This window comes from Caulobacter sp. KR2-114 (assembly GCF_049446115.1).
In the GTDB taxonomy this organism is placed as follows: domain Bacteria; phylum Pseudomonadota; class Alphaproteobacteria; order Caulobacterales; family Caulobacteraceae; genus Acaudatibacter.
This window is the reverse complement of record NZ_JBMSEC010000003.1, coordinates 395,799-421,665: the sequence shown is the minus strand read 5'-3', so window position 1 is coordinate 421,665 and position 25,867 is coordinate 395,799. Positions and strand designations below refer to the sequence as shown.

23 protein-coding genes are annotated in these 25,867 nt (G+C 70.3%); 4 read left to right on the top strand and 19 right to left on the bottom strand.

The genetic code is table 11. The features are described from left to right. Positions 1 to 26: 26 nt before the first annotated feature. The 7 genes from ACO2Q3_RS14305 to ACO2Q3_RS14275 all read right to left on the bottom strand — a co-directional run bounded on the left by ACO2Q3_RS14305 (position 27) and on the right by ACO2Q3_RS14275 (position 8,914). A complete protein-coding gene (locus ACO2Q3_RS14305; RefSeq protein WP_423307591.1) occupies positions 27 to 1,283 on the bottom strand; it encodes an MFS transporter in 1,257 nt (418 codons plus the stop codon). A 92-nt stretch (positions 1,284 to 1,375) separates the two neighbouring features. Continuing rightward, positions 1,376 to 3,325: an alpha/beta hydrolase family protein gene (locus ACO2Q3_RS14300; RefSeq protein ID WP_423307589.1), complete on the bottom strand. Its 1,950-nt coding sequence runs from the start codon at positions 3,323 to 3,325 to the stop codon at positions 1,376 to 1,378. A gap of 88 nt (positions 3,326 to 3,413) precedes the next feature. Further along, complete coding sequence (gene infC, locus ACO2Q3_RS14295; RefSeq protein WP_423307587.1) at positions 3,414 to 3,935, bottom strand: translation initiation factor IF-3; 522 nt, start codon at positions 3,933 to 3,935, stop codon at positions 3,414 to 3,416. 95 nt (positions 3,936 to 4,030) lie between these two features. After that, positions 4,031 to 5,014, bottom strand: a complete 984-nt coding sequence (locus ACO2Q3_RS14290) for a glycosyltransferase family 9 protein (protein WP_423307585.1) — start codon at positions 5,012 to 5,014, stop codon at positions 4,031 to 4,033. After that, the gene (locus ACO2Q3_RS14285; RefSeq protein ID WP_423307583.1) at positions 5,011 to 6,186 is read right to left on the bottom strand and encodes a glycosyltransferase family 4 protein; all 1,176 of its coding nucleotides are present in this window, start codon (positions 6,184 to 6,186) and stop codon (positions 5,011 to 5,013) included. The genes ACO2Q3_RS14290 and ACO2Q3_RS14285 overlap by 4 nt, the downstream gene beginning before the upstream one ends. Before the next feature lie 257 nt (positions 6,187 to 6,443). Further along, positions 6,444 to 7,895, bottom strand: coding sequence for a bifunctional glutamate N-acetyltransferase/amino-acid acetyltransferase ArgJ (gene argJ, locus ACO2Q3_RS14280; RefSeq protein ID WP_423307581.1), 1,452 nt, complete (start codon positions 7,893 to 7,895; stop codon positions 6,444 to 6,446). Next, positions 7,892 to 8,914, bottom strand: a complete 1,023-nt coding sequence (locus ACO2Q3_RS14275) for a peptidylprolyl isomerase (RefSeq protein WP_423307579.1) — start codon at positions 8,912 to 8,914, stop codon at positions 7,892 to 7,894. Before ACO2Q3_RS14275 ends, argJ begins: the two co-directional genes overlap by 4 nt. An 83-nt stretch (positions 8,915 to 8,997) precedes the next feature. On the opposite strand from ACO2Q3_RS14275, the gene ACO2Q3_RS14270 reads away from it, so the two are divergent. Further along, positions 8,998 to 9,612, top strand: a complete 615-nt coding sequence (locus ACO2Q3_RS14270; protein ID WP_423307577.1) for a glutathione S-transferase family protein — start codon at positions 8,998 to 9,000, stop codon at positions 9,610 to 9,612. Between the two features lie 350 nt (positions 9,613 to 9,962). Continuing rightward, the gene (gene secA / locus ACO2Q3_RS14265) at positions 9,963 to 12,746 is read left to right on the top strand and encodes a preprotein translocase subunit SecA (protein WP_423307575.1); all 2,784 of its coding nucleotides are present in this window, start codon (positions 9,963 to 9,965) and stop codon (positions 12,744 to 12,746) included. A gap of 151 nt (positions 12,747 to 12,897) precedes the next feature. Here the strand turns inward: secA and ACO2Q3_RS14260 are convergent, their stop codons facing one another. From ACO2Q3_RS14260 to ACO2Q3_RS14250, 3 genes are all read right to left on the bottom strand, one after another. After that, complete coding sequence (locus ACO2Q3_RS14260; RefSeq protein WP_423307573.1) at positions 12,898 to 14,562, bottom strand: methyl-accepting chemotaxis protein; 1,665 nt, start codon at positions 14,560 to 14,562, stop codon at positions 12,898 to 12,900. 3 nt (positions 14,563 to 14,565) lie between these two features. Next, on the bottom strand, positions 14,566 to 14,904 hold the full coding sequence (locus tag ACO2Q3_RS14255; protein WP_423307571.1) for a hypothetical protein: 339 nt from the start codon (positions 14,902 to 14,904) through the stop codon (positions 14,566 to 14,568). 82 nt (positions 14,905 to 14,986) lie between these two features. Next, positions 14,987 to 16,036, bottom strand: coding sequence for a phosphotransferase (locus ACO2Q3_RS14250; protein WP_423307569.1), 1,050 nt, complete (start codon positions 16,034 to 16,036; stop codon positions 14,987 to 14,989). A gap of 90 nt (positions 16,037 to 16,126) precedes the next feature. Between ACO2Q3_RS14250 and ACO2Q3_RS14245 the strand changes: the two genes are divergently transcribed. Beyond that, the gene (locus tag ACO2Q3_RS14245; RefSeq protein WP_423307567.1) at positions 16,127 to 16,933 is read left to right on the top strand and encodes an enoyl-CoA hydratase/isomerase family protein; all 807 of its coding nucleotides are present in this window, start codon (positions 16,127 to 16,129) and stop codon (positions 16,931 to 16,933) included. Between the two features lie 41 nt (positions 16,934 to 16,974). On the opposite strand, the gene ACO2Q3_RS14240 is transcribed toward ACO2Q3_RS14245, so the two are convergent. The 6 genes from ACO2Q3_RS14240 to ACO2Q3_RS14215 all read right to left on the bottom strand — a co-directional run bounded on the left by ACO2Q3_RS14240 (position 16,975) and on the right by ACO2Q3_RS14215 (position 23,091). Further along, positions 16,975 to 17,436 carry a copper chaperone PCu(A)C gene (locus ACO2Q3_RS14240; RefSeq protein ID WP_423307565.1) on the bottom strand — a complete coding sequence of 154 codons (462 nt, stop codon included), beginning with the start codon at positions 17,434 to 17,436 and terminating at the stop codon, positions 16,975 to 16,977. A gap of 26 nt (positions 17,437 to 17,462) precedes the next feature. Further along, positions 17,463 to 18,044, bottom strand: coding sequence for a YcnI family protein (locus ACO2Q3_RS14235; RefSeq protein ID WP_423307563.1), 582 nt, complete (start codon positions 18,042 to 18,044; stop codon positions 17,463 to 17,465). Positions 18,045 to 18,052: 8 nt separating this feature from the next. Beyond that, positions 18,053 to 20,347, bottom strand: a complete 2,295-nt coding sequence (locus ACO2Q3_RS14230; protein ID WP_423307561.1) for a TonB-dependent receptor — start codon at positions 20,345 to 20,347, stop codon at positions 18,053 to 18,055. A gap of 90 nt (positions 20,348 to 20,437) precedes the next feature. After that, positions 20,438 to 20,782: a hypothetical protein gene (locus ACO2Q3_RS14225; RefSeq protein ID WP_423307559.1), complete on the bottom strand. Its 345-nt coding sequence runs from the start codon at positions 20,780 to 20,782 to the stop codon at positions 20,438 to 20,440. Between the two features lie 120 nt (positions 20,783 to 20,902). After that, positions 20,903 to 22,348 carry a protein adenylyltransferase SelO gene (locus tag ACO2Q3_RS14220; RefSeq protein ID WP_423307557.1) on the bottom strand — a complete coding sequence of 482 codons (1,446 nt, stop codon included), beginning with the start codon at positions 22,346 to 22,348 and terminating at the stop codon, positions 20,903 to 20,905. A 269-nt stretch (positions 22,349 to 22,617) separates the two neighbouring features. Continuing rightward, positions 22,618 to 23,091, bottom strand: coding sequence for a MarR family winged helix-turn-helix transcriptional regulator (locus ACO2Q3_RS14215; protein WP_423307555.1), 474 nt, complete (start codon positions 23,089 to 23,091; stop codon positions 22,618 to 22,620). A gap of 97 nt (positions 23,092 to 23,188) precedes the next feature. Here ACO2Q3_RS14215 and ACO2Q3_RS14210 point away from each other — a divergent pair, with 97 nt between their 5' ends. Then, positions 23,189 to 24,076: a branched-chain amino acid aminotransferase gene (locus ACO2Q3_RS14210; RefSeq protein ID WP_423307553.1), complete on the top strand. Its 888-nt coding sequence runs from the start codon at positions 23,189 to 23,191 to the stop codon at positions 24,074 to 24,076. 34 nt (positions 24,077 to 24,110) lie between these two features. Here ACO2Q3_RS14210 and ACO2Q3_RS14205 read toward each other — a convergent pair whose 3' ends face one another. The 3 genes from ACO2Q3_RS14205 to ACO2Q3_RS14195 form a co-directional block, all read right to left on the bottom strand. Next, positions 24,111 to 24,542 (bottom strand): DUF4870 family protein, encoded by a 432-nt coding sequence (locus ACO2Q3_RS14205; RefSeq protein WP_423307551.1) that lies wholly within the window; start codon positions 24,540 to 24,542, stop codon positions 24,111 to 24,113. 70 nt (positions 24,543 to 24,612) lie between these two features. After that, positions 24,613 to 25,029, bottom strand: coding sequence for a dihydroneopterin aldolase (folB, locus tag ACO2Q3_RS14200; protein WP_423307549.1), 417 nt, complete (start codon positions 25,027 to 25,029; stop codon positions 24,613 to 24,615). Position 25,030: 1 nt separating this feature from the next. Further along, positions 25,031 to 25,789: an SDR family oxidoreductase gene (locus ACO2Q3_RS14195; protein WP_423307547.1), complete on the bottom strand. Its 759-nt coding sequence runs from the start codon at positions 25,787 to 25,789 to the stop codon at positions 25,031 to 25,033. Positions 25,790 to 25,867: the final 78 nt, after the last annotated feature.

Genomic DNA, 25,867 nt, shown 5'->3' with positions numbered 1-25,867 from the left:
CCGGCAGCTTAGCCGATCAATGTTCTCTAATGCGAGAAGTGGTCGACCACGGCCGCCGCGCTCTGCGCGCCCATGCGGCGGACGGCGCGGCCGGCGCCGATGGCCAGCAGGATCGCCGGCGCGACGATCAGGGCGCCGGTGAAGAACGGCGCGTTGACGCTCATGCGCGAGAAGGTGAAGCCGGCGATGCTGGGGCCGATGAAGCGGGCGAACGAGCCCATGGCGTTGTTCAGGCCCATCACCTGACCCTGGTGGTCCGGGTCCACGGCGCGCGACATCATCGCCCCGGAATTGGGGAAGGCGACGGACTGCGACAGCGCCATCATCGCCATCACGGCCACGGTCAGGGCCGCGCCGTCGGTGAACGGCTGGGCGGCGGTGCACAGCACCGTGCCGACCATCCCCACCGCCAGCATCGTCGCCTCGCCGAAGCGGCGCGACATGTAGCCGGTGATGAAGAACTGGCAGACCGACGAGACGATGCCGGTGACCATGAAGCACACGCCCACGTCCTTGGGCTGCCAGGCGAAGCGGTGCTGGGCCCACAGGCCGAAGGTGCTCTCGATGCCGGTGAAGGCCACGCCGACGAAGAAGGTCAGCAGCATCAGGCGCCGGATCACCGGGTGGCCGGCGGAATAGCCGATCATCGCCCAGCGGCTGGGCTGGTTCTCCAGGTTGCGCACCCGGGTGCGGCTTTCCTTGACGAACACCAGGATGCCGATCGCGGCGCAGGCCGCCAGAGCGGAGGCCGCCAGCAGCGGGATCTGGTAGCCGATGGTGCCGGCCGAAGGCTTGGCCAGCAGGCCGCCGGCGGCCGGGCCGAGGATGAAGCCGATGTTGTAGGCCGCGCCCAGGCGCGACATCCGCCCGGCCCGCTCGTCCGGCGGGGTGACGTCGGCGATATACCCCTGCACGGTCGAGCCGTTGCCCGCCGCCATGCCGCCGAAGAAGCGGATGATGAAGGCGATGTAGACATTGGGGGCGAAGGCCAGCAGGCCATAGCAGAGGCAGTTGGCCACCAGGGTGGAGATCAGGATCGGCTTGCGGCCGATGCGGTCCGACAGCCGGCCCCAGAACGGCTCGCCGAAGAAGCCGCCCATGGAATAGGCCGAGAAGATCAGCGCCACCGCCTCGGGTCCGGCGTGGAACGAGGCGCCATAGAAGGGCAGCAACGGCACCACGATGCCGAAGCCCAGCATGTTGATGAACATCACCGACAGCAGGGTGTAGAGGGCCGCTGCGGAGGATCGCGCGGCCGGGGGCTGGTTCTCCTCCCGGGTCATGTGACCGCTGATAAGCGGCGTTGCCCCGCGGCTCAACCCGCCAAGCGTGACAAAAGCGCGGAGCGTGGCTACGCGTCGCGGCCAAAATCCGCTCAGCCCGGCGGATTGTTCTTCTGCAGGAAGTCGATCACCGCCTGCAGCATCTGCAGCCGCGTCTCGCCCCGCGACAGCCAGTGGTCCTCGGCCTTCAGCACCACCAGATCGTAGGGCTTGCCGGCCCGCTTCAGGGCGTCGGCCATGATCTGCGACTGGCTGAATGGCACCACGGTGTCGTCCTTGCCGTGGATCAGCAGCACCGGCCCCTTCACCTGGTCGGCATGGTCGGCCGGCGAGATGTCCTCCAGCCGCACGTCGTGCAGGCCGTCGGCGCCCATGAACTTCAGCCAGTAACGCTGGGCGGAGATGTCATGCTGATCGCGCGACCAGGCGACGAACTTGCTCAGTTCGGCGGGCCCGGCGACGGAGGCGGCGCAGCGGTAGACGTCCGGCTGCAGCGTGGCGCCGGCCAGGGCCGCATAGCCCCCGTAGCTGGCCCCGACGATGCACACCCGCTTCGGGTCGATCTTGCCCTGCACCGCCAGCGCGCGCACGCCGTCCGACAGATCGGTCTGCATCGCCCGGCCCCACTGGCCGAAGCCCGCCTTCAGGAACTTCCAGCCGAAGCCGTCGGAGCCGCGGTAGTTGACCTGCAGCACCGCATAGCCGCGCGTGGCCATGGCCTGGGCCCACCAGTCATATGACGGCTCGTCGCGCGCGGCCGGGCCGCCGTGGGGGAACACCACCAGCGGCAGGTTGCGCGCCTCGCGGCCCGGCGGGGTGAACAGGTATCCGGTCAGGGGCGTGCCGTCGCCGGCCTTGAAGGCGAAGGGCGTGCGCGGGGCGATCAGCTTGGCCGCCTCGGGATAGACGTCGCCGAGCCAGGTCGCCTTGTGCGTGGCCAGATCGACATAGGCGTAGGCCGCCCCGTCCTCCGGCGAGTCGACCAGCACCACGATCCGCCGGTGGTCGGCCGACCAGTCCTGGAAGAGAACCCGCGCGTCGGCGGGATAGGCCTTCACCACGGCGTTCCACACCGCCTGGTCGTGGGCGTCGAAGAAGCGGTACTCGTCCTTGTCGCCGACCAGGGCATGCACGCCGATCGCCCGCGCGTCGCCGGGATCGAACAGCACCTCCTGGCCGTCCTGGCTGGCGATCACGTCGCCCCAGCCGGTCTCGCCGACCGTCAGCTCGCGCAGCGCCGGCTTGTCGTCCACCCAGTCATTGAACAGGATCGTCTTGCCGTCGCGGCCCAGGCCCATGATGTCGGGGTCGCCGTTGCCATCGCCCAGCTTGACCAGCTGCCAGCTGTTGCCCCGGTGCACCCTGACCTGGGTGACGTCGCGGCGGGCGTCGTGCTCGCGCTGGGCCAGCAACTGGCCGGACTGGTCGACCAGCCAGTCGTCGGTGTTCTCGACGCCGGCGTCCACCAGGATGGCCACGTCGCGGTCCAGGTCGACCTTGAAAAGGGCGATGTGGCCGCGGTTGTCGACGAAGTACTCGCCCTGGATGAACGCGAAGGGATGGCCGTTGATCGTGCGGATCATCGGCTTGCCAAAGGTGATGTTCATCGCCTCGTCGATGCCGGCGATCGCCGGCTTCAGCGAGCCCTTGTCGAGGTTGTAGTCGGTGGTGACGAACCACTCCGACTTCGGGGCGATCACATCGACCACCGTGGTGGCGTGGCTGACGGTCAGCAGGATGTGGTGCGGTCCGGCCCACTGGATGGTGCGCAGCTTGTTGGAGCCGGCGTTCAGCACCCGGATGATCTTCTGGTCCGGGAGGCTCAGCACGACCAGCTTGCGCGCGTCGCCATCGGTGTAGATCGCCGCCAGGGCGCTGCCGTCGGGGGCGATGGCCACCTGTTCGATGGTCGGCAGCCGGCCGTACGCGGCCAGGGCCGGCGGGCCGGCCGCGGCCTGCGGTTCCGCGGCCATGGCCGAGGTCGCAGCCGCAATTCCGCCGAGGACGGCGATGGCCGCCGCCCGCAAACGCCTGGAAATCATCGAACACCCCCACAACTGCGGGGTATCTAGGAAGCCGCCAGCGCGCGCGTCAAGGCTGTGCCGATGGCGCGCGCCCGGCGTCCGCGCCTCAGCGCGGGGCGAGGATCATGATCATCTGCCGGCCTTCCATGCGCGGCTCGTATTCGACCTTGGCCACCGGGTCGAAGTCCGCCTTGACCTGCTGCAGCAGCTTCATGCCCAGCTCGGGGTGACGCATCTCGCCGCCGCGGAACCGCAAGGTCACCTTGACCTTGTCGCCTTCCTCGAAGAAGCGGTGCATGGCCTTGGCCTTCACCTCGTAGTCGTGAATATCGATATTCGGGCGAAGCTTGATTTCCTTCACCTCGACGAGTTTCTGCCGCTTGCGCGCCTCGTTCTTCTTCTTCTGTTCCTGGAACTTGTACTTTCCGTAGTCCAGAATCTTGCAAACCGGCGGATCGGCGGTCGGCGAGACCTCAACCAGATCGAGACCCGCTTCCTCAGCCGCTTCGAGCGCGGAGGAGGTCGGCATGATCCCCTGCTTCTCACCGTGCTGATCGATCAGCAGAACGCGGGGGACACGAATCTCATCATTGATGCGCGGTCCGTCCTTGGACGGTGGCGCGGGCATGGGACGACGAATAGGCTTTGCTCCTGGCCTGTTGGGACACGAGGCGCGCCGAAGCGACCCCTCACCTTAGTATATGACCAAGGCGCCTTATACGATCAAGGGTTAGCGCCAGCCAAAGACAGCGCGGTCTGCGCGACTGTCTCCGGCGCCACACTCGCCAGGTCGTCGGCCTGGAACACCGTGACGTGGCCGCGCGGCCCGGAAATCGCCGGGTCGGAGGCGGACGAGAACAGGGCGATGGTCGGCGCCCCGGCGGCGGCGATCAGGTGCACGGGCCCGGTGTCGTTGCCGATCGCCAGCGCCGCGCGGGCCCCCAGGGTGGCCAGGGCGGCGAAGTCGGTGCGGCCGGTCAGGTCGCGTGCGCGGGTCGCCTTGCGCTGGATGGCGTGCGCCAGGTTGCTCTCCTGCAGCGAGCCGATGATGACGATGTCCAGGCCTTTCGCCGACAGAATCTCCGCCAGCCTGGCGTAATGCTCGATCGGCCAGCGCTTCTCGGTGCGGTGCGCCGACGAGCCCGGGATCAGCAGCACCACGGGGCGCGGGTTGGTGGACGACATCGGCCGCGCGGCGGGCGAGCGGGCCAGGATCCAGGAGATGTCCGGCGGGGCTGCCGACAGCGGCCGGGTCGGGGCGTCCGGCCAGATGCCGGCGACCTCCAGCTGCTGCGCCTGCCGCTCCAGGGCGTGCATCTTCATGCGATCCGGGTTGCGGTGCCGGTGCGACGCGCCGGCGGCGACGCCCGACCACTGCGGCGGGAAGGGACGCAGCGCCTGGAAGATCAGGTTGGTGCGGCCGGAGTTCTGCAGGTCGTAGACCCGGGCGTACTTCTCCCCCCGCAGGCGCAGCACCAGCCCCAGCCAGGCCACCGGGTTCGACGGGCGCCCGTCGGTCTCCACGCGGTCGAAGAACGGGCTGGAGCGGCCCAGGCTCTCGAACGGCGGGGTGGTCAGGAGGGTGATGTGCGCGTCCGGATGCGCCGCGCGGATCCGCTCGAACGCCGGGAAGGCGAGCACGAAATCGCCCAGGGCGGACAGCTTGATGACCAGGATCTTCGTCTGGCCCTTCTTGGGCGGCTTCATTCCCGGGCTTCCAGCAGGCGTCGGTACACGTCGCCCGTGGCCTCGCACATGGCGCGCAAGGAATAAAGCTGCTTCACGCGCCGGCGGGCGGCGGCGGCCATCGCCGCGCGGCGCTCCGGCGAGGTGGCGAGGGCCTCGGCGAGGGCCGCCGTCCAGGCGTCGCCGTCGCCGGGGCGCGCCAGCCAGCCGGTCTGCCCGGGAACGACGATCTCCGCCGGGCCGCCGTGGGCGGCGGCCAGCACCGGCCGGCCCATCGCGCCGGCCTCCGCCACCGTCCGGCCGAAGCTCTCCGGCTGGGTGGAGGGCGCCACCACCAGGTCGGCCGCCAGATAGGCGGCGGGCATGTCTTCCACCGGACCCACCAGCCGCAGGTTGTCGCCCAGGCCCGTCACGGCCGCGGCCGCCAGGATCTCGTCGCGATATTCGGGACTGCCGCCGCCGCCGGCCAGCACCAGCATCATCTCCTCGGAGCGCCCGAGGCGCCCGGCGGCCTCGACCAGCAGCCGCTGGCCCTTCAGCCGGGTCAGCCGCCCGGCCAGAAGGATCACCGCGCGCGGTTCGGGGTCGCGCAGGCCCCAGGCCTGGCGGATCGCCGCCACGCGCGCGGCGCTCACCCGCGCGGGATCGAAGACGTCGGTGTCGACGCCCTCCGGGATCACCGCCACCTTGCCGGGATCCACCGCATGCTCGGCCAGGACGTGAGCCTGGGTGAAGGCCGAGTTGGCGATCACCAGGTCGCCGCGGGTCATCACCGCGTTGTACCAGCGCTTCAGCGCGCCATCGGCCCGGTAGATGCCGTGATAGGTGGCGACCAGCGGAACCCGGGTCCGCCGCGCGGCGGCAAGCGCGCTGAACGCCGGGGCGCGCGAACGCACATGCACCAGGCTGACCCGCTCGCGGCGGATCAGCCGCTCCAGGCGGATGGCGTTGAGCGCCAGCGTGAGGGGGTTCTTCGACTGCACCGGCGCCCGGAACAGCTGCGCGCCGGCCGCCGCGAGCCGCCCCTCCAGCGCCCCGCCGCGCGAGGCCACCAGCGAGCGTCGTCCGGCCGCCGCCACCGCCGCGGCCACGTCCAGCGTCACCGCCTCAACGCCGCCGCCGTCCAGTTCCGGCGTGACCTGCAGCAGGGTGAAGCTGTCGGGCAGCGCCGAGAAGGCGGGCGTTTCGGCCATGCCGGCACCCTAGTGGAAATTGCGGCGGGAGTCAGACGGGGGGGAATTCCACATCTCAACCGTCATCCTCGGCCTTGTGCCGAGGATCCATGAACACGGGAGTGCGAATGGCGCGCTTCGAAGGGCGCGCCACGGCAGGGCGCCGGCGGTCAATTCTCGCAAGCCTCTGCGACGCTTCGCTGCCGCTCGCGAGGGCGCTTCACGTGTTCATGGATCCTCGGGACTGACGCCCGAGGATGACGGTGGGGGGCTAGTTCCTAGCTTCGGTAGTCGCCGTTGATCGCCACGTACTGCTTGGTCAGGTCGCAGGTCCACATCACCGCCGAGCCGCGGCCCACGCCGACGTCGACGCTGACCTCCAACTCGGCCTTCTTCATGTACGCGCTCATCTTCGCCTCCGAGTAGTCGGAGGCGACCAGGCCGTCGCGGGCGGCGGTCAGGGGGCCGAACTTCACCGACAGGCGCTCGCGGTTCATCGGCTCGTCGGCGCGGCCCACGGCCATGACGATGCGGCCCCAGTTGGCGTCCTCGCCGGCGAAGGCGGTCTTGACCAGCGGGCTCTCGGCGATGGTGCGGGCGATCTTGCGGGCCGACGCCTGGCTCTCGGCGCCGCTGACGGTGATCTTGACGAACTTGCTCGCCCCTTCGCCGTCGCGCACCAGCTGCAGCGCCAGGTCCAGCAGCACCTGTTCCAGCTTGGCGCGGAAGTCGGCCAGGCGCGCGTCGCCGGCGCGGGAGATGCGCGGGGCGCTGGACTGGCCGGTGGCGAACAGCAGCAGGGTGTCGTTGGTCGAACGGTCGCCGTCCACCGTCACGCTGTTGAAGGTGTTGCGGGTGTAGAGCCCGGCCAGGGTCTGCAGCGTGGCCGGGGCGATGTTGGCGTCGGTGGCGACGAAGGCCAGCATGGTGGCCATGTCGGGGGCGATCATCCCTGAGCCCTTGCAGATGCCGGCGATCCGCACCGGATGGCCGTCGATCTGCGCCTCCGCGTAGGCCCCCTTCGGGAAGGTGTCGGTGGTCATGATCGCCCGCGCGGCGTCGGCCCAGGCGTCGGCGCTGAGCCGGCGCTCGATCTCCGACAGGCGGGCGGTGATCTTGGCGTCGTCCAGCAGCACGCCGATCACGCCGGTGGAGGCCAGCATCACGTCGCGCTGGCGGCAGTCGAAGCGCTTGGCCACCGCCGAGGCGACCCGGCGCGCGGCGTCCGCGCCCGGCCGGCCGGTGAAGGAATTGGCGCAGCCGGCGTTGACCACCAGGGCGCGGGCGTCCTCGCCGCCGGAGGCGATCAGCTGGCGCTTGCACCAGTCCACCGGCGCGGAGCCCACGCCGTGGCGGGTGAACACCCCGGCGACGCTGGTCCCCTCGGCGAAGCGCATCAGCAGCACGTCGTCGCGCTCATGCTTGTAGAAGCCGGCCCGGCCGATGCCGAGCTCGACCCCGGCGATCGGCGGAATCTTCGGGAAGGGCACGGCCAGCGGCGAGATCGCCAGGCCGGGCTTGCCCGCCGGCGCGGCGGGCGCGGGCGTGCTGGGAAACTGGCGGCTCTGGCGGTCGGCGCGGTTCAGGGCGGCGCGCTTGAGCGCGCTCGCCAGCGGGTCGAAGGCCCGCTCGATGGTGTGGCCGACGAGCTCGGCCGGCTTGACGGCGGCTTCCAGCGCCTTGGCGGCCGGGGTTTTGCCGGAGGACTTGGGAGAGGGTTTGCGGGTCATGGCTTCTTCGTCGAAACGTTCGGGGCCGAGGCCGGCGCGGCGCCGGCGGGGCCTTCGGCGGAGGGCGGCGCGCCCGCGGGGGCTTCGCCGCCGGGGATGGCGAGCGGGGGCGGGGCCGAGGCGGGTTCGCGCGGCGTCCCCGGCACGTCCGCCGGCGGGCCGATCAGCGTCTTCACCGCGGCCTTGCTTCGCAGCTTCAGGATCAGGTCCTTGACCTGATCGTAGGTGAGAAAACGCACGATCTGGGGCCGCGCGGCCTCCAGCGTGATGGGCGCCTCCTGGCGGCGGTCGTCGACGCGCGCCACCACGAAGCCTTCCTCGGTCTTGAACGGGCCCACCACCTGGCCGGTCTTGGCGTCCTTCAGGGCGGCGGCGTAGCCTTCCGGCAGCATGTCGGTGGTCAGCGGCTTCAAGAGGCCGCCGGAGAAGCGGGTGGTGTCGTCCTTGGAGCGCTGGGCGGCCAGGGTGTCGAACGAGGCGCCGCCCTTCAGCAGCTTGACGATCTGGTCGCCCTCGGCCTGGCTGGCGACGACGATGCGGCGCAGCTGGATCTGCTCGGTCGGCGTCTGGGTCTTCAGCATCTCCTGGTAGAGGCCGTTGATGGCGTCGTCATTGACCGCCTTGCCGACAGAGTTCTCCAGCAGGATGTCGCCCAGGATCCGCTCGCGCGCGGCGGCCAGGCGGCGCTGGGCCGCCGGATCCTTGTCGATCTTGCGCTTGATCGCCTCGGCGGCCAGCAGCTTCTGGTCGATCACCTCGTCGAGCACCTGGTGGAACAGGTCGGAAGAGACGTCCAGCGGCTCGCCCTGGCCGATCAGGCCCTGGGCCACCGCCTCGCGCTTGACGTCGGAGGCCCAGACGGTCTGGCCGTTGAGGGTCGCCACCGCCTTGTCGTTCGGCTCCGGCGCCTGCTGGACGGTGTTCTTCGGCGCGCAGGCGGCCAGGGCCAGGCTGAGCGCCACGGCGCACGCCAGGCGCGCCGCGAGCCCCGCCTTCCCCTCGGTCAGCCTTGCCTTCATGCCATCCCTTGCCTAGGCCTTTGAGAAACTAAGGCGCCATGGTCGCGAAATACCGGCGCGTCAAGCCAAACGGGAGGCCTGCCATGAAGTTCTACAACTCCGTCGGACCCAATCCGCATGTGGTCAAGATGTTCATGGCCGAGAAGGGCCTGGAGATCCCGCGTGAGGAGATCAACCTGATGGCCGGCGAGAACCGCCAGCCGCCGTACGTCGCCAAGAACCCCACCGGTCAGATGCCGGCGCTGGAACTGGACGACGGCGTGGTGCTGTCCGAGATCACCGCCATCTGCGAGTATCTCGACGAGAAGCACCCGAACCCGCCGCTGATCGGCGCGACGCCGGAGGAACGGGCCGTGACCCGCATGTGGGCGCGCCGCATCGACCTCAACATCCTCGAGCCGATGGCCAACGGCTTCCGCTATTCGCAGGGGCTGGCGCTGTTCCAGAACCGCATGCGTTGCATCCCGCAGGCGGCCGACGACCTGAAGGCGATCGCCGCCGAGAAGCTGGCTTGGCTGGACGGCCAGATGGCGGGCAAGACCTGGATCGTCGGCGACCGCTTCACCCTGGCCGACATCCTGCTCTACTGCTTCCTGCAGTTCGGCGCCCAGGTCGGCCAGCCGCTGGACCCGGCCAACAAGAACATCGCCGCCTGGCTGGAACGGGTGAAGGCCCGCCCGAGCGCCGCGGCGGCTTGAGGACAGAGTTCCGCTGGAGCCCCCATCCCGGCCTTCGGCCGTACTTCCCCCACGGGGGGAAGAGAACGGACGGCGCCCCTCTCTTCCCCCTCCGGGGGAAGTACCCGCGAAGCGGGGGTAGGGGGCTCCAGCCGGGAACTGCTCGGCGCCTAACCCTACCTCACCCCAACGGAACGAATTCTTCGCTGCGCCCTTGAGTCCCGGGGCGCGGCGACCGCCTTTCGTTGACACTGGGGGGTGCGCTGCTTAAGTCAGCGGCGCGCCCTGATGCGGTTATCGATCAGGCGGACGGGGCCGTATGTTGCGGCCGGCTCGGGCGCCAGGGCCTCTAAGCGGACTTTCAATACCCTATGGTCGATCTGACGAAGATTTTCGGCTCATCCAATGACCGCAAGGTCAAGCAACTGATGGGCCGAGTTGCCAAGATCAACGCGCTTGAACCGCAGATGGCGGCGCTCAGCGACGATCAGTTGCGCGCCAAGACGGATGAATTCAGGGCGCGGCTGGCCAAGGGCGAAACCCTGGACGCCATCCTTAACGAGGCCTTCGCGGTGGTCCGCGAGGCCGCCAAGCGGGTGCTCGGCCAGCGCCACTTCGACGTGCAGATGGTCGGCGGCATCGTGCTGCACCGGGGCGGCATCGCCGAGATGCGCACCGGCGAGGGCAAGACCCTGGTGGCCACCCTGCCGTGCTACCTGAACGCCCTGGAAGGCAAGGGCGTGCACCTGATCACGGTGAACGACTTCCTGGCCCGCCTGCACGCCGACTGGATGGGCCGGGTGTATCGCTTCCTCGGCCTGTCGGTGGGCGTGATCGTCAACGGCCTCAGCCAGGGCGAGCGCCAGAAGGCGTACAATTCCGACATCACCTACGGCACGAACAACGAGTTCGGCTTCGACTACCTGCGCGACAACCTGGTCTATGACGCCGGCGAGATGGTGCAGCGCGGGCACAACTTCGCGATCGTCGACGAGGTGGACTCGATCCTGATCGACGAGGCGCGCACCCCGCTGATCATCTCCGGCCCGACCGAGGACCGTTCCGACTTCTACCGGATCATAGACGGCCTGGTGAAGGAACTGGTCAAGGATCCCTCGACCTTCGAGCACGACGAGAAGCAGCGCCAGGCGCTGCTGACCGAGCACGGCTCGGAGATGATCGAGGAGATCCTGCAGGAAGCCGGCCATCTGGCCGAGGATTCCGCCGGCCTCTACGATCCGGCCAACATCTCGGTGGTGCACCACGTCAACCAGGCGCTGCGCGCCAACGTGCTGTACCAGCGCGACAAGGACTACATCGTCCGCAGCGGCGAGGTGATGCTGATCGACGAGTTCACCGGCCGGATGATGCACGGCCGGCGGCTGTCGGAAGGCCTGCACCAGGCGATCGAGGCCAAGGAAGGCGTCGATATCCAGCCCGAGAACCAGACCCTGGCCTCGGTGACCATCCAGAACTACTTCCGCCTCTACGCCAAGCTGTCGGGCATGACCGGCACCGCGGCGACGGAAGCCCAGGAGTTCATGGACATCTACAAGATGGACATCGTCGAGATCCCCACGAACCGCCCGGTTCAGCGGATCGACGAGGACGACGAGGTCTATCGCACCGAAGCCGAGAAGAACGCCGCCATCGTCGCCCAGATCGAGGACTGCTACCGCCGCGGGCAGCCGATCCTGGTGGGCACGGTGTCGATCGAGAAGTCCGAGCACCTGGCCGAACTCCTGAAGGCGCACACCTTCGAAATGGACGGCAAGACCGTCAAGGGCGTGCCGCACAACGTGCTGAACGCCCGCTACCACGAACAGGAAGCCTATATCGTCGCCGACGCCGGCGTGCCGGGGGCGGTGACCATCGCCACCAACATGGCCGGCCGCGGCACCGACATCCAGCTGGGCGGCAACATCGACATGCGCCTGGCCCGCTGGCGCCAGGAGCAGGAAGGGCTGGGCATCGAGCCCACCCGCGAGGACGAGGAACTCCAGACCGAGGAGTTCGCCGCCGAGATCGAGAGCCGCAAGGCCAAGGCCCTGGCTGCCGGCGGCCTCTATGTGCTGGGCACCGAGCGGCACGAGAGCCGGCGGATCGACAACCAGCTGCGCGGCCGGACCGGCCGCCAGGGCGACCCCGGCAAGTCCAAGTTCTTCCTCAGCTGCGAGGACGACCTGCTGCGCATCTTCGCCGGCGACCGGCTGGACGCGATCATGCGCACCTTCGGTGTCCAGGAAGGCGAGGCGATCACCCACAAGTGGCTGAACAGCGCCATCGCCACCGCCCAGAAGCGCGTCGAGCAGCGCAACTACGAGATCCGCAAGAACCTGCTGAAGTACGACGACGTCGCCAACGACCAGCGCAAGGCGGTGTTCGAGCAGCGCAAGGAGTTCATGGACTCCGAGGACCTGTCCGAGATCATCGTCGAGATGCGCCAGGACACCGTCGCCGACCTGGTCCAGCGACACCTGCCGCCCAAGGCCTACGCCGACCAGTGGGATGTCGAGGGCCTGGACGAGCGCGTGCAGTCGATCCTGGGCCTGACCCTGCCGATCCGCGAATGGGCGGCCGAGGAAGGCATCGCCAACGAGGAGATCGAGGAGCGCATCCTCAAGGCGGCCAACGCCCGCGCCGAGGAGCGCGAGCAGATGCTGGGCGCCGAGCGCCTGCGCCAGGTGGAAAAGAACTTCCTGCTGCAGATGGTGGATCTGCAGTGGCGCGAGCACCTGATGCACCTCGACCACCTGCGCAACGTCATCGGCCTGCGCGGCTACGGCCAGCGCGACCCGCTGAACGAGTACAAGACCGAGGCCTTCTCGCTCTTCGAGAAGCTGATCGGCGACCTGCGCCAGAACGTGACCCGCTGGATCATGACGGTGGAGATCCAGTTCACCGAGCCGCCGGCCGAGCCGGACCCTGGCCAGTTCACCGAGATCCACGTCGACCCGACCACCGGCGAGAACGAGCGGGCGCTGGCGCTGGAGCTTGGCGGCCTGGGCGCCGGCCTGAACTTCCAGGACGCCGCCGCCCGCGAGCGCCTGCCGCTCAGCGCCCTGCCGGAAGGCTTCGAGCGCACGGGTCGCAACGCCCCGTGCCCCTGCGGCTCAGGCAAGAAGTTCAAGCACTGCCACGGCGTGCTGGTCTAGGCTCATCCACCCTCCCCTTCATGGGGAGGGACAGGCGGCGAAGCCGCCAGGGTGGGGAACGCCTGCCGATCCGCAGGCCAGCGCGCGGTATCTCATTTCCCCACCCTGATCGCTGCGCGATCTTTCCCTCCCCATGAAGGGGAGGGTGAACTTAGAACTCCTCCCATCCGTCGGCGCTGACGCCACCGCCACCGGCGGCGTGCAACTTCCGCGCGGCGACGGGCGCGGTCTTCGCCGGGGCGGCGCCGGCCGGCATCGACGACAGCCGGAAGCGGGCCACCTGGGCGCGCAGCTCGGCGGTCTCGCCGTGCAGGGAATGGGTGGCGGCGGTGGATTCCTCGACCATGGCGGCGTTCTGCTGCACCACCTGGTCCATCTGGTTCACCGCGCCGTTGACCTGCTGCAGTCCGGTGGACTGCTCCTGGGCCGAGGCGGCGATTTCGGCCACCAGGCCGTCGATCTCGGCCACCCGGGCGACGATCGACTGCAACGCCTTGCCGGTCTCGCCGACCAGCGACACGCCCTGTTCCACCTGGCCGGTGGAGGCGTTGATCAGGCCCTTGATCTCCTTGGCCGCTTCGGCAGAGCGCTGGGCCAGGGCCCGCACCTCCTGCGCCACCACCGCGAAGCCGCGGCCGGAATCCCCGGCGCGGGCGGCTTCGACCCCGGCGTTCAGGGCCAGCAGGTTGGTCTGGAAGGCGATCTCGTCGATCACGCCGATGATCTGGGTGATCTGCTGCGACGAGCTTTCGATCTCACCCATGGCGGCAACCGCGCGGCTGACCACGGCCGAGGAGCGCTCGGCGTCGGCCCGGGCCGCGGTGACCAGGCTGTTGGCCTGCCTGGCGCCGGCGGCCGACTTGGCGACCGTGGCGGTGATCTCGTCGAGGGCGGCGGCGGTCTCCTCCAGGCTGGCGGCCTGCTGTTCGGTGCGGCGCGACAGGTGGTCGGAGGCCTGGGCGATCTGGTCGGCGCCGGCGCCGATGCCGCTGGTGTTGACCGCGACCCGCCCGAGGGCTTCCTCGAGCTTGGCGATGGCGGTGTTGAAGTCGGCGCGCAGGCTTTCGTAGTCGGGCGCGAAGGGTTGCTTTAGGCGCACGCGCAGGTCCCCATCGGCCATGTCGCGCAGGGCGCCGGCCAGGCCCTGGACCACAGCCTGTTGTTCCATCTCGGTCTGCAGCCGCTCCAGCCGGCGCTCCTCGGCGCGCTGCGCCTCCAGGCGCCCGGCGGCCTCGACGGCGCGGGTGGCGTCCTCGGCCGCCGTTCGAGCCGTCTCGGCCTCGCGCACGTTGCGGCTGGAAATGGCAAAGAGACCGGTGACGCTGTGGCAGGTCCAGATCAGCGCGGCCGCTTCGACCACCAGGATCACGGCGTGCATCACCACCCGCAGCAGGCCCCCGGCCCCCGGGAACACCGCCGCCGGCAGCAGGAAGTTCAGCACCAGGTGGTGCACGGCCACCGCCGCGGCGCCCACCAGGATCGCCTTCCAGTCACAATAGACCACCAGCAGGGCCAGGGCGGCGAAATAGGCCATGTGGGCGTCGGCCTGCCAGGCGTTGCCGCGGAAGGCGGCGACGAACAGCGACACCGCTCCCATCAGCGCCAGGCCCACCGCCATGCGCGAGCCGCCGCCATGCGGGTCGGCGCGCCAGGCGAAGGTGGCTCCGGCCGCCAGCCCTGCGGTGGCGCCGGCCAGGCCTATCCAGGGGCTGTGCAGGATCAGGCCGGCCAGGCCGACCACCGGGACCATGGCCCACAGCAGGCCGACCAGCAGGCGGCTGCCGAATTCCCTCTGTTCGTCGAGGTTGGCGAACATCGATCAGGTCTCCTTCAGGCTGCCGCAGGCGCGGGCCAGGCCGGGGTCGAGGATCAGCCAGGCGCCGGCGCGCCGCAGCCGCGCGGCCACGTCGCCCTGCGGCGCGCGCACCACCACCACGAACGGCTGGCGGCTGGCCGCCGACACGGGTCCGGCGGCGGAGGCGGCCGCGATCACCCGCGCGGGCGACCACCACGGCGGGAACACCCCAGCCGCCTCATGGCTGTCGCGCGGACCCAGCCCGAAGCCGCAGGCGGCCACGAGACTGGCAAGTCCGATCAGGATGGCGGGCGCGATGGTTACGGAACGCTCGCGGCCGTGGAGCGACGTGGTCCTCAGCATGACGCCTTGATGGCCGCGCGCCGGGTTTACGCGTCCCTAACGCTGTCGTCTGAAGCGCAAGGCGCGACGATCGGGCGCAAACCTAGCGTTGCAGGACCGCCCAGGCCGTTTCCGCCAACGTGTGGGCGCCGCTGTTGTCGGCCCCCGCATCGGCGTTGCCGATGCCGTCGAGATTGCGCTTGAACACCCCCTGGCCGATCGAGGCGAGCCGGAACAGCGAGAACCCCAGGTAGAAGCCGAAGTCGCCGATCTCGCGCCCCGTGCGGTTCTGGTAGGCGGCGACGTATTCCTGCTCGGTGGGGATGCCGCTGCTGGCCAGGTCGATGCCGTCCAGCGTGCCCCAGCTCTCAGAGCGCGAGTGCCAGAGGATGCAGTTGTAGGCCAGGTCCGCCATGGGGTGGCCCAGGGTCGACAGCTCCCAGTCCAGCACCGCGATGATCCGCGGCTCGCTCGGATGGAACATCACGTTCTCCAGCCGGTAGTCGCCGTGGGCGATGGTGGTGGTGTCGTCGGCCGGCATGCGCTGGGGCAGATACTCGATCAGCTTTTCCATCGCCTCGATCCGCTCGGTCTCGGCCCCGCGGTATTGCTTGGTCCAGCGGTCGATCTGCCGGGCGAAATAGTTGCCGGGCCGGCCGTAGTCGCCCAGGCCGATGGCCTGGTAGTCGACGCCGTGCAGGCGCGCCATGACGGCGTTCAGCTCGTCGTAGATCGCCGCGCGCTCGGCCGGCGTAATGCCGGGCAGGCGGGCGTTGCGGAAGATCCGCCCCTCCAGGAAGTCCATGACGTAGAAGGTGGTGCCGATGATGCTCTCGTCCTGGCAGAGGGCGCGCATCACGGGGACCGGAAAGCCCGTGGTCCCCAGCGCCTTCATCACCCGGTATTCCCGGTCCACCTGGTGGGCGCTGGCCAGGAGCTGGCCCGGTGGCTTCTTGCGCAGCACGTAGCGCCGGTCGCCGGCGGTCACCAGGAACGTCGGGTTCGAGGCCCCGCCGCGGAACTGGCTGACGCTCATCGGCCCGGCGAAGCCCTCGACGTTGGCGGTCAGCCACGCCTCCAGCCTGCCCTCGTCGAAGCGGTGCGCCGCGCGCACCTCGCCCACCGCGACCGCCGCCGGATCCTGATCGGCCATTGCCTTCCCCATGGTGACGGGGCGCGCACTCCGCCCCGGTTGGACACCCCATAACAGCATGACGCGGGGGCCACCTAAGAGGAGACGCACATGGCGCTGATCGCCGCCGCCGACTTCACCTGCGTGCTCTACCGGGTGGAGGAGCATATTGCCCGCATCACCTTGAACCGGCCCGAGCGGCGCAACGCGCTGAACCCGCGCGCCTATGCCGAGATCGAGGCCGCCTTCCGCCACGCCGACGCCGATCCCGAGGCCCGCTGCGTGCTGGTCACGGGGGCGGACCCGGCCTTCTGCTCCGGCGAGGACGTCAAGGAGATGATGACCGGCGAAGCGCGCGCCGCGCCGGCCCAGCGCCGCATCCGTTTCGAGCCGACCCCGGCGGCCATGGCCGCCATCGAGTGCGACAAGCCGGTGATCGCGGCGGTGAACGGCGCGGCGGTGGGCTGGGGCATGGAGCTGGCGCTCTACGCCGACATCCGCATCGCCTCGGAAAAGGCGGTGTTCGCCGAGCTGTTCATCAAGCGCGGCCTGGTCTGCGACGTCGGCGGCTTCTGGAAGCTGCCGGCCATCGTCGGCCAGGCCAAGGCCGCCGAGCTGCTGTTCACCGGCGATCCGGTGGACGCCGCGGAGGCGGGGCGCATCGGCCTGGTCAGCCAGGTGGTGCCGCACGAGACGCTGATCGATACGGCCATGGCCCTGGCCCGCCGCATCGCCGTCAATCCGCCGCTGGCCCTGCGCTACATGAAGGACGGCCTGCGCCGCACCACGCCCGGCGACCCGCGCGAGATCGGCGCCTGGGCGATCGAAACCATCTACACCCTGTTCGCCACCGAAGATCACCGCGAGGGGGTCAAGAGCTTCCTGGAAAAGCGCGCTCCGGTGTTCACCGGCCGGTAGCAGCGTCCCTTTCCCCGTCTGCGATGGGGAGAGGGCTGAGACTACATCTTCATCCCGGCCATGCCGTCCGGGGCGGCGTTGCTGACCGGGGCCTCGACGGTGATGACGCCCGCGCGGGCGAAGCGCAGCACGACGGTGACGTGGCCGCCCAGCTTCAGCGGGGCCTTCAGGCCCACCAGCATGATGTGCGCCGCGCCGGGGTCGAAGCGCAGGGCGACGCCGGGCTGCAGCTTCTGCGGGCCGGTGACCGCGTTCATGTGCATCACCCCGCCGGTCATCGTCATGCTGTGGAACTCGACCTTGGCGGCCTCGGGGCTGGTGGCCGACAGCAGGGCGTCGGCGATCGGCTGGCGATTGGTCAGGGTGGCGTAGACCGCGCCAGTGGTGGCGCCAGGCGGGGTCGGGCGGGCCCAGGCGTCCGAGACGGCGATGGCCGGGGCGGCGGCCTGGCTGGCGGTGGCGACGGCCGCGGCGGCGGCGACGGCGAGGATCAGCGGCTTCATGGCGGAACGGCTCCTTGGCGGCGGTGTCACTGGTGGGACATGTCCATGCCGGCCATGCCGTCGTCGGCCTTGGGCAGGACGGTCAGGGTCGGTGCGGGATGGGTCGGGCGTGGCTGGCCGGGCGCCGCCGGCGGCTCGGTCCAGCGCGTCTCGCCCTGTTCGCAGGTCTGCACGACCGGGAACGCCAGCACGCCGGGCGCGGCCGGCAGTCGGGCGGCTAGGCCGAACTCGTCGAACTCGTCGTCCGGCAGGCGTCCGCGCCAGGTGATCGCCTTGGCTCGGGTGGCGACGGTCTCGCCGCCCTCGCCCCGGTGCGGCGAGGCCAGCGGTTCGCGCTCGATTTCCAGCGTCCAGCCCGGCTTGGGCTGCGGCTTGGCGTCGTCGACGCCGGCGGGGATCTCGACGCGCAGGGCGGTGGTCGCCGATCCGCCGCAGCCGTGCCCGACGTGCAGGGCGCCTGTGTAGAACGCGCCGACGCTGGCCTGGCGGACCGTCAGCACGACATGGGCCTGGGCCGCCTGGCCCGCGAGCAACGCCAGGGCCGTGGCGATGGCGGCGCGGCGGGCGGTCCGGATTCGTCGCTTGGACCAGGTATGTGGCTTGGACATGGGAACCCTCAAAGCGTCCACTTCAGCTCGGCGAGCACCGTGCGCTGCGGGAAGGGGTGGAACAGGAAGTAGTTGTCGGAGCCCAGGTTATCGATCCCCACGGCGGCGGTGACGTGATCGTTGAGCCGCCAGGTCGCGCGCAGGTCGCCGACCAGGTAGCCGTCGAAGCCCTGGTAGGTGTGGGTGACGGGGTCGGAATTGTCGATGGTGGCGAACACCCGCGAGGCATAGCGGACCGCGGCGCTGAGCGTCAGGCGCGACGTCGCCGCATAGCTGGCCTGGGCCGTGGCGCGCCAGCGCGGGACCTGCGGCAGCCGCTTGCCGACCGCGGCGGCGAAGGCGGGGTCGCTGAGCGTTCTGGCGTCGACGTAGACGGCGCTGCCCGACAGGGTCAGGCCCTTCACCAGCACGTCCTGCTGTTCGGCGACCGCCTCGAGGCCCAGGGCCCGGGTGCGGCCGATGTTCTGGACGTAGCTGAACAGCTGGGTCGATCCGGCGACCAGCGGCGCCGTCTGGGAGATCAGGGCGTCGTCCACCCATTCGCCGAAGGCCGAGACCCGGGCGTGGCCCCCGGTCCAGCCGTGCTCGAGCGACAGTTCGCCGGAGCGGGCATGTTCCGGCCGCAGGTTGGGATTGGGCGTGCTCAGCACCACGCCGGTGGTGATCGCCTGGTAGAGCTCCTGCACCGTCGGAAAGCGGTACGCGTCGCCATAGGAGGCGGTCACTCGCCAGTTCAGCGACGGCGTCCAGGCGAGGGACGCCTTGGGAGAGACGTGGGTCGCTGTCACCTCAGGCTGGGCGACATTCAGGGCCGGGGCGGCGGAATAGTTCAGCCCGTCATAGGCGCGCCAATGCTCCAGGCGGGCGCCGACAGTAAGCTTCCAGTCGGAGGCCAGGGACCAGGCGTCCTGCGCCCAGACGCCCACGGTCCCGGTCCTGCCCAGGGAGGCCGCCGCCAGCGCGCTCGCCGACCCATGGATCCAGTCGCTGGTGTTGTACCGATCGCTGACCAGCCGGTAGCGGTCGCCGTGGAAGCCGAAGCTCAGTTCGTTGGACGGCAGCCGCCAGACCCCCTTCAGGTCGAAGGTGGCCCAGCCGGTCCCGGCCATGTCGGTGATGCTCCCCGCGTCGCCCGCCTGGGCCGCCGGGAGCGCCGTCGTGGGGGTGCGCTGGCGGTCAGTGTCATAGTCGTAGACGCTGGCGATGGCTTCCCAGTCGAAGGCGCCGCCCTTGTGCGAAGCCAGCTTGAAGGCCTGCATCACATGCGTCTCGTCGTAGCGGTAGACGCCGTTGGAGAAGGCGCTGGCGGCCACTGTGTAGAGCCGGCCGCCGATGTTCAGCGCGCCGGCGTAGACCGGGGCGCCGGCGGCGTCGGTCAGATAGCTCTGCGCCGTGGCGTCCACCCGGTTGGAGAACAGTCCCACCTGGTAGCTGGCGGTGATGTCGTGGCCCAGGTCGAGGGCCAGCTTGATCTTGCCGTTGTCCTGCAACTGGTGCTCGATCGAGCCCGCGCCGAGCACCTGGATCGCCGCGCCGGTGCGATTGAGATCGGCGATCGCGCCCGTGACCGGCGTCCCCGAGGCGCTGGTCCCGGACGGCTGGGTCACGGTGACGAAGCTCAGCGGCTGGCCGGTGGTGTCCAGGTGGTTGGCGCTGACCCAGACCGACAGCCGGCCGAAGCGGTCGCCGACGTAGCCGCTGACCTGTCCCGAGCCGAGGTCGCGGTGCGTGGCGTACTGGTTGAAGGCCTGCCAGGCGCCGGTGACATCGAGGCCGGCCGCCAGGTGGTCCGGCATGCGGGTGGTGATCTCCACCACCGAGCCGATCGCATTGCCCGGGTACGCCGCGGCGAACGGGCCGTAGCTGAGGTCGATGCGCGCGATCTCCTGCGGCGCCACCATGCCCCAGCGCGGCGAGGCCGTGGTATTGTTGTTGCCGATCAGCGCCGACAGCAGCACGCCGTCGGCATAGATCAGGCTGCGCGCGGACGAGCCGACGCCCGAGGTCCGCGTGGCCAGCGGCGCCTGGGTGTCGCCGATGTGGCGTTTGCGGATCAGCACTCCGGGCAGGTACTTCAGCGCGTCCTCGGTGTTCACGGCGTTGACCGTGGCCGTGATCGTCGAGGCGGTGATGCTTTCGGTCTTCACCGGCCGTTCGGCGCGGTCGACCGAAGGCGGCGCGATGACCTCCACCGGCGCGACCGGGGTGTCGAGGGCGGCGTCGGCGTCGGCGGCCAAAGCCGGCCCCGCCAGGCCCGCGGCCAGCGCAGCGGCGCCGGCGGCGAGCAGGAATTTCGGTGACATGATTGAGAAGCCCCAGGTGGCGCGCCCGCACGTGGCGGCGGCCAGGCGAAACGGAAGGCGCGGCCCGTCGGGGCGCGCCGGCTCGGTTCGTCAGGCGAGGGTGGGGGGACCGCGGGCGACCGGCGGCCGGTCGGGCGGCCCGCGCGGCCCGAGGCTGTGGCGGCCGGCGGCATAGCGGGTGCGCGCCTGCGTCGGCCAGGCGATGGCGACGCCGCTGTCCTGCATCGGCGCGATGGCGGCGAACGCCTGGGCGCAGGCGGCGGCGCAGCAGTCGTGCGTCTGGTGGAGCGGCGCCTTCCTGTCGTCCGACGGGCTTTGCACGCCGTCGCCCGAGCAGATCGGCTGGCCGAAGGCGTCCAGGCGCATGCTCGCCGCGCGCGCGGGGCTCAGGCCCTGCATCGCCATGGCGACCACCAGCAAGGAAAGGGCGATCAACCGCCCGAACCGCCCCATCGTCCTCCCCGTCACCCCTCTGCCGACCGCCCGTCCTCATAGGCGCGGAGGAGACGGCGGGAAAGCGCGGAATATTCCGCATGGGACGAATTGACCGCGGCCTCAGGCGCTAGCCGCCACCCCCCAGCCCACCCGCGCCCGTTCGATCGCCGCCAGCTTGGCCTCGAACGCCGACCAGTCGTCGGCCTCGGTGATCGGGGCCCACAGGGCCTCGATCTGGTCGTAGAGCAGCTCTTCCGGATCCGGGGCGGCGAAGTACGGGTGCGCCAGCCGTTCGGGGCGCTCGGCCTGGAAGTCCGCCAGGCGGGCGCGGAACTCGGCGAACGCCTCGCCGGCGTACAGGGCCTGGCGCGGACCGGCCAGGGCGCGGGCTTCGGAGGCGGTCCCGCCGAACCAGTCGAAGAAGAACGGCTCCCAGCGCAGTCCCTCGCCGCCCTCGGCCAGGGCCTTGAAGGCGGCGTTGACCAGGGCGACGTCGGCGTCGTCGCCGGCGGACTTCAGGCCAAGCCGGTCCAGCATCGCGGTCCGCAGGGCGTCGCGGTAGAGGGCGGAATAGCCGTTGAGCACCTCCACCAGCGGGTCGGCCTCGGCGACCAGGGTGAAGGTCCCCGCCAGCTGGCGCAGGTTCCAGAACACCGCCTCGGGCTGGCGTCCGAAGCTGTAGAGCCCGGACTGGTCGAAATAGGCGGCCACGAAGTTCGGGTCGTTGCGCGGCAGGAAGCGGTAGGGCCCGTAGTCGAAGCTCTCGCCGGTGATGTTCATGTTGTCGGTGTTGAGCACGCCGTGCACGAAGCCGGCGGTCATCCAGCGGGCGGTGAGCGTGGCCGCCTTCTCGGCGACGGCGCCCAGCAGGGCGACGGCCGGCTGGGCCGCATTGTGCAGCTGCGGATAGTAGCTCTCGATGACGTGCTCGATCAGCGCCGTGATCAGCGCCGGCTGCTCGTTGAAGGCGTGCCGCTGGAACGATCCGAAGCGGATGTGGCTGTGCGACAGCCGGGTCAGCACCGCCGAGCGCGTGGGACTGGGTTCGTCGCCCCGGGTCAGGGCCTCGCCGGTCTCGACCAGGGAGAACGAGCGGGACGTGGGCACGCCCAGGGCCTCCAGCATGGCGGTGGCCAGCACCTCGCGCACCCCGCCCTTCAGCGTCAGCCGGCCATCGCCGCCGCGCGACCAGGGGGTCTGGCCCGAGCCCTTGGTGGCCAGGTCCAGCAGCCGCCCGTTCGCGGCGTCCTCGCTCGCGGCTTCGCGCAACTGGGCGAACAGGAAGCCGCGCCCGTCGCCGAGGTCGGGGTTGTAAACCCGGAACTGGTGGCCGTGGTAGCGCAGCGCCAGCGGCTGGGGGAGGTTGTCCGGCAGGGGCTGGAAACGGCCGAAGTGGGCGATCCACTCGGCGTCGGTCAGCGTCTCCAGGCCCACCGTGGCCGCCGCCCGGTCGTTGCGGAACCGCAGGATCGTCTGCGGGAAGTCCGCCGCCGCCACCGGGTCGTAGAACTCTCCGCCAAGAGCCGGCAGGCGAGGGGTGGGGCGGTAGGCGCTGGAGACGGGCATGGTCGCCAGATGCGCGTTCCGGACGGCGGCGGCAAGGGCGCCCACGGGGCATGTGGTCCGGTGGCGGGCGGCGAAACCCCTCACCTTCCCAAGCTCCGCGCTGTCGCGCCGACCTTGGGCCCCTTCCTCTCCCTATGGGAGAGGTAATTTCCTCCGTGTGGGCAAAGGTTTAGCTCACCTCTCCCGGAGGGAGAGGGAGGGGCCCGCGCGCCTTGCGCAAGCAAGGGGCGTGGGAAGGTGAGGGGGTCCGCCCTTTGCCGCGAAGGCCTCTATCCTTCCCGCCGCCCGGTCAGGCGCGGCCCGGCCACGGCGGCCAGCACCTTTCGGGCGCCCAGCACGGCTTCGGCGCCGCCGGCCCGGTAGGCGCCGGCGATGCGCGCTCGCAGGCGCTCGGCGATGCGGGCCTCCAGCGTCTCGCCCGCCAGGGTCAGCACCGCCCCCTTGCGCCGCCCGTCCAGGTCGCCGCGCGGCTTGTCGGCGAGGCCCGCGTGCTCCAGCTCGCCCAGGGTCTTGCTGGCTGACTGCTTGGAGAGGCCGGTGAGCGCCGCCAGATCAAGCACGCCCAGCCCCGGCCGGCGGCGGATCAGGAACAGGGCCCGCCAGTGCGATCGATTGAGGCCGTCGGACTCGGCGGCCAGCGCCGCGTCGACCTCCAGCCAGATCGCCGTCTCGGCCAGCAGGATCAGCTCCAGCCCCAGGTCCAGCTCGTCCTCCCGGAGGATCAGGCGGGGATCGGCGTTCATCGCGTGGCGCTCATGATCTGGGGGTCCAATTCGTTTGACGGGCGAGGGGCGGGAGCGTCTAAGGAGCGCTTCCTTTCCAAAGGAGGTTTTTGGAGCAATGTCACTCGTTCCCTACGATGATCGCGACGGTTGGATCTGGCTGGACGGCCAGTTCGTGCCCTGGCGCGAGGCGAAGGTGCACGTACTGACCCACGCTCTGCACTACGCCTCGGCGGTGTTCGAGGGCGAGCGGATGTATGGCGGCGAGATCTTCAAGCTCGACGAGCACACGCGCCGCCTGTTCAACTCCGCCGAAATCCTGGATTTCCAGATCCCCTGGACCGTCGAACAGATCAACGAGGCCAGCCTGGCGGTGTGCGCCAGGAATGGCCTGACCGATTGCTACGTGCGTCCGATCGCCTGGCGCGGCTCGGAGACCATCGGCGTCTCGGCCCAGGCGTCCAAGATCCACGTGGCGATCGCCGCCTGGGAGTGGCCGAGCTACTTCAAGCCGGAAGAGAAGGCCAAGGGCATCCGCCTGACCTGGGCCAGGTACAGCCGCCCGGCCCCCAACACCGCCCCGACCGCCTCCAAGGCGGCCGGCCTCTACATGATCTGCACCATCTCCAAGCACGCGGCCGAGCGTGAAGGCTATGCCGACGCCATGATGCTGGACTGGCGCGGCTACGTGGCCGAGGCCACCGGCGCCAACGTGTTCTTCGTCCGCGACGGCGTGCTGCACACCCCCGAACCGGACTGTTTCCTGGACGGCATCACCCGCCGCTCGGTGATCGAGCTGGCCCGCAGCAAGGGCTTCGAGGTGGTGCAGCGGCACATCACGCCGGACGAACTGCCCACGTTCAGCGAATGCTTCATCGTCGGCACCGCCGCGGAGGTGACGCCGGTGTCGGAGATCGGTGAGCATCGCTTCACGCCGGGCAACATCTCGCTGAGCCTGATGGACGACTACGCCCGCATGGTGCGGCGCGAGCTGGCGCCGGCCTGACCGGCGCCGCGCGGGCGCGCCTGCGCCCGGCCCCTTACAGCAGCCAGTTGTCGGGGGTCGGGTAGGCCTCGCCGTTGCCGATCCGCACCAGGCCGACGATCGAGCGCACCACCACGTACAGCGCCGCCAGGCCCCAGATCAGGAAGGCGAACTTCAGGAAGAAGACGCCCACCAGGATCAGCAGCAGCGGCAGGCCGACCAGGAACACCAGGCTGCCGAGCACGGCCATGGCGAAGGCGACCGCGCCGGTGCGGATCTGGAAGCGATAGTGCGTCTCGGCCAGCGGCGGGGCCGCGGCGCGGCTGCCCATGGCGATCACCAGGCCGACCAGGGTGGTCAGCCCGCCGGTGAACAGGCCGGCGAGGTACAGCACATAGACGATGATCGGCAAGGTCCGCTCGTCAGTGCTCGCCATCGGCGGCGGCGCCGGCTGCGGCGGTTGCGGATTGATCGGGACGTCGCTCATGCCTTCGAAGCCTTCTTCGAAAGGAAACCGCCGGCCTAAGGGAAAGGGTCCCGGCCTGCGGCGCAGGGCCTCAGGCTCGCACAGCCGTGATCTCGACGCCAGCGGCGGCGGCGTGCGGCGCGAGCGCCTCGGGCTTTTCCACCCGCACGCGGGCGCGCAGCACCCGGGGCTCATCGAAACAGGCCTCGGCCAGGCGCTGGGCGAAGCTCTCCACCAGGCCGATATGGCCCGCCGCGGCGATGGCCTGGGCGGCCTGCACCACCCGCTCGTAGTTGACGGTGTCGGCCAGGTGGCGCCAGCCGCCCGCGGCCACATCCAGTTCCACATCGACCACCAGCGGCTGGCGGCGGTGCATCTCGTGGTCGTAGACGCCGATCTCGGCGTCGACCTTGAGACCGCGGACGAAGACCTTGGTGACCAGGATCTTCAGCGCCGGGTCGGGCGTGGCGGCGTGGGGTTCGGCGGCGGCCTCCTTGGGAACGGACATGTCAGTCGCCCTGGACGTCGGGCGTGCGCCAGGCCAGGTGCTGGCCGCCATCGACGGCGATCATCTGGCCCGTCACGGACGTAGCGTCAATCAGATAGGCCAGGGCCGCGGCGATCTCGTCGGGATGCGGGCCGCGGCCGAGCAGAACCGCCGAGGCCTCGTCGGCGAAGGTGTCGTCCGACTGGTGGATCGAGGCCAGGGTCGGCCCGGGGCCGATGGCGTTCACCCGGATGCGCGGGGCCAGCGCCTGGGCCAGGGTGCGCGTGGCGGTCCACAGCGCCGACTTGCTGAGCGTGTAGCTGAAGAACTGCGGGGTCAGGCGCCAGACCCGCTGGTCGATGATGTTGACGATCTGGCCGTGGCGATCGGCTGGCAGGGCGGCGGCGAAGGCCTGGGCCAGCAGCACCGGCGCGCGCAGGTTGGCGGCGATGTGGGCGTCGAAGCTCGCGGCGGTCAGGCTCTGCGGGCGGTCGTCCTGGAACAGGGAGGCGCAGTTGACCAGCAGGGTCACCGGCTCGTCCGCGGCGCCGATCAGGCCCGGCAGGGCCTCGGCGTCGGAGAGGTCGGCGGCGGCGATATGGCTGCGCCGGCCCAGCCGGACGATCTCGGCGGCGGTGTCCTGTCCGGCCTCCGGATCGGCGCGGACGTGGACGACCACGTCATAGCCGGCGCGCGCGGCCTGGATGGCCAGCGTCCGGCCGATCCGCCGGCCGGCGCCGGTGACGAGGGCCCAGCCTCGGGTCCCGGCGCGGTCCGGCATCGAAGGCTAGTCGACCCGCTTGAATTCGTAGAGGTTCAGGGCCGCGAGGGCGATGATGAACAGGGCGATCGTGCCGAT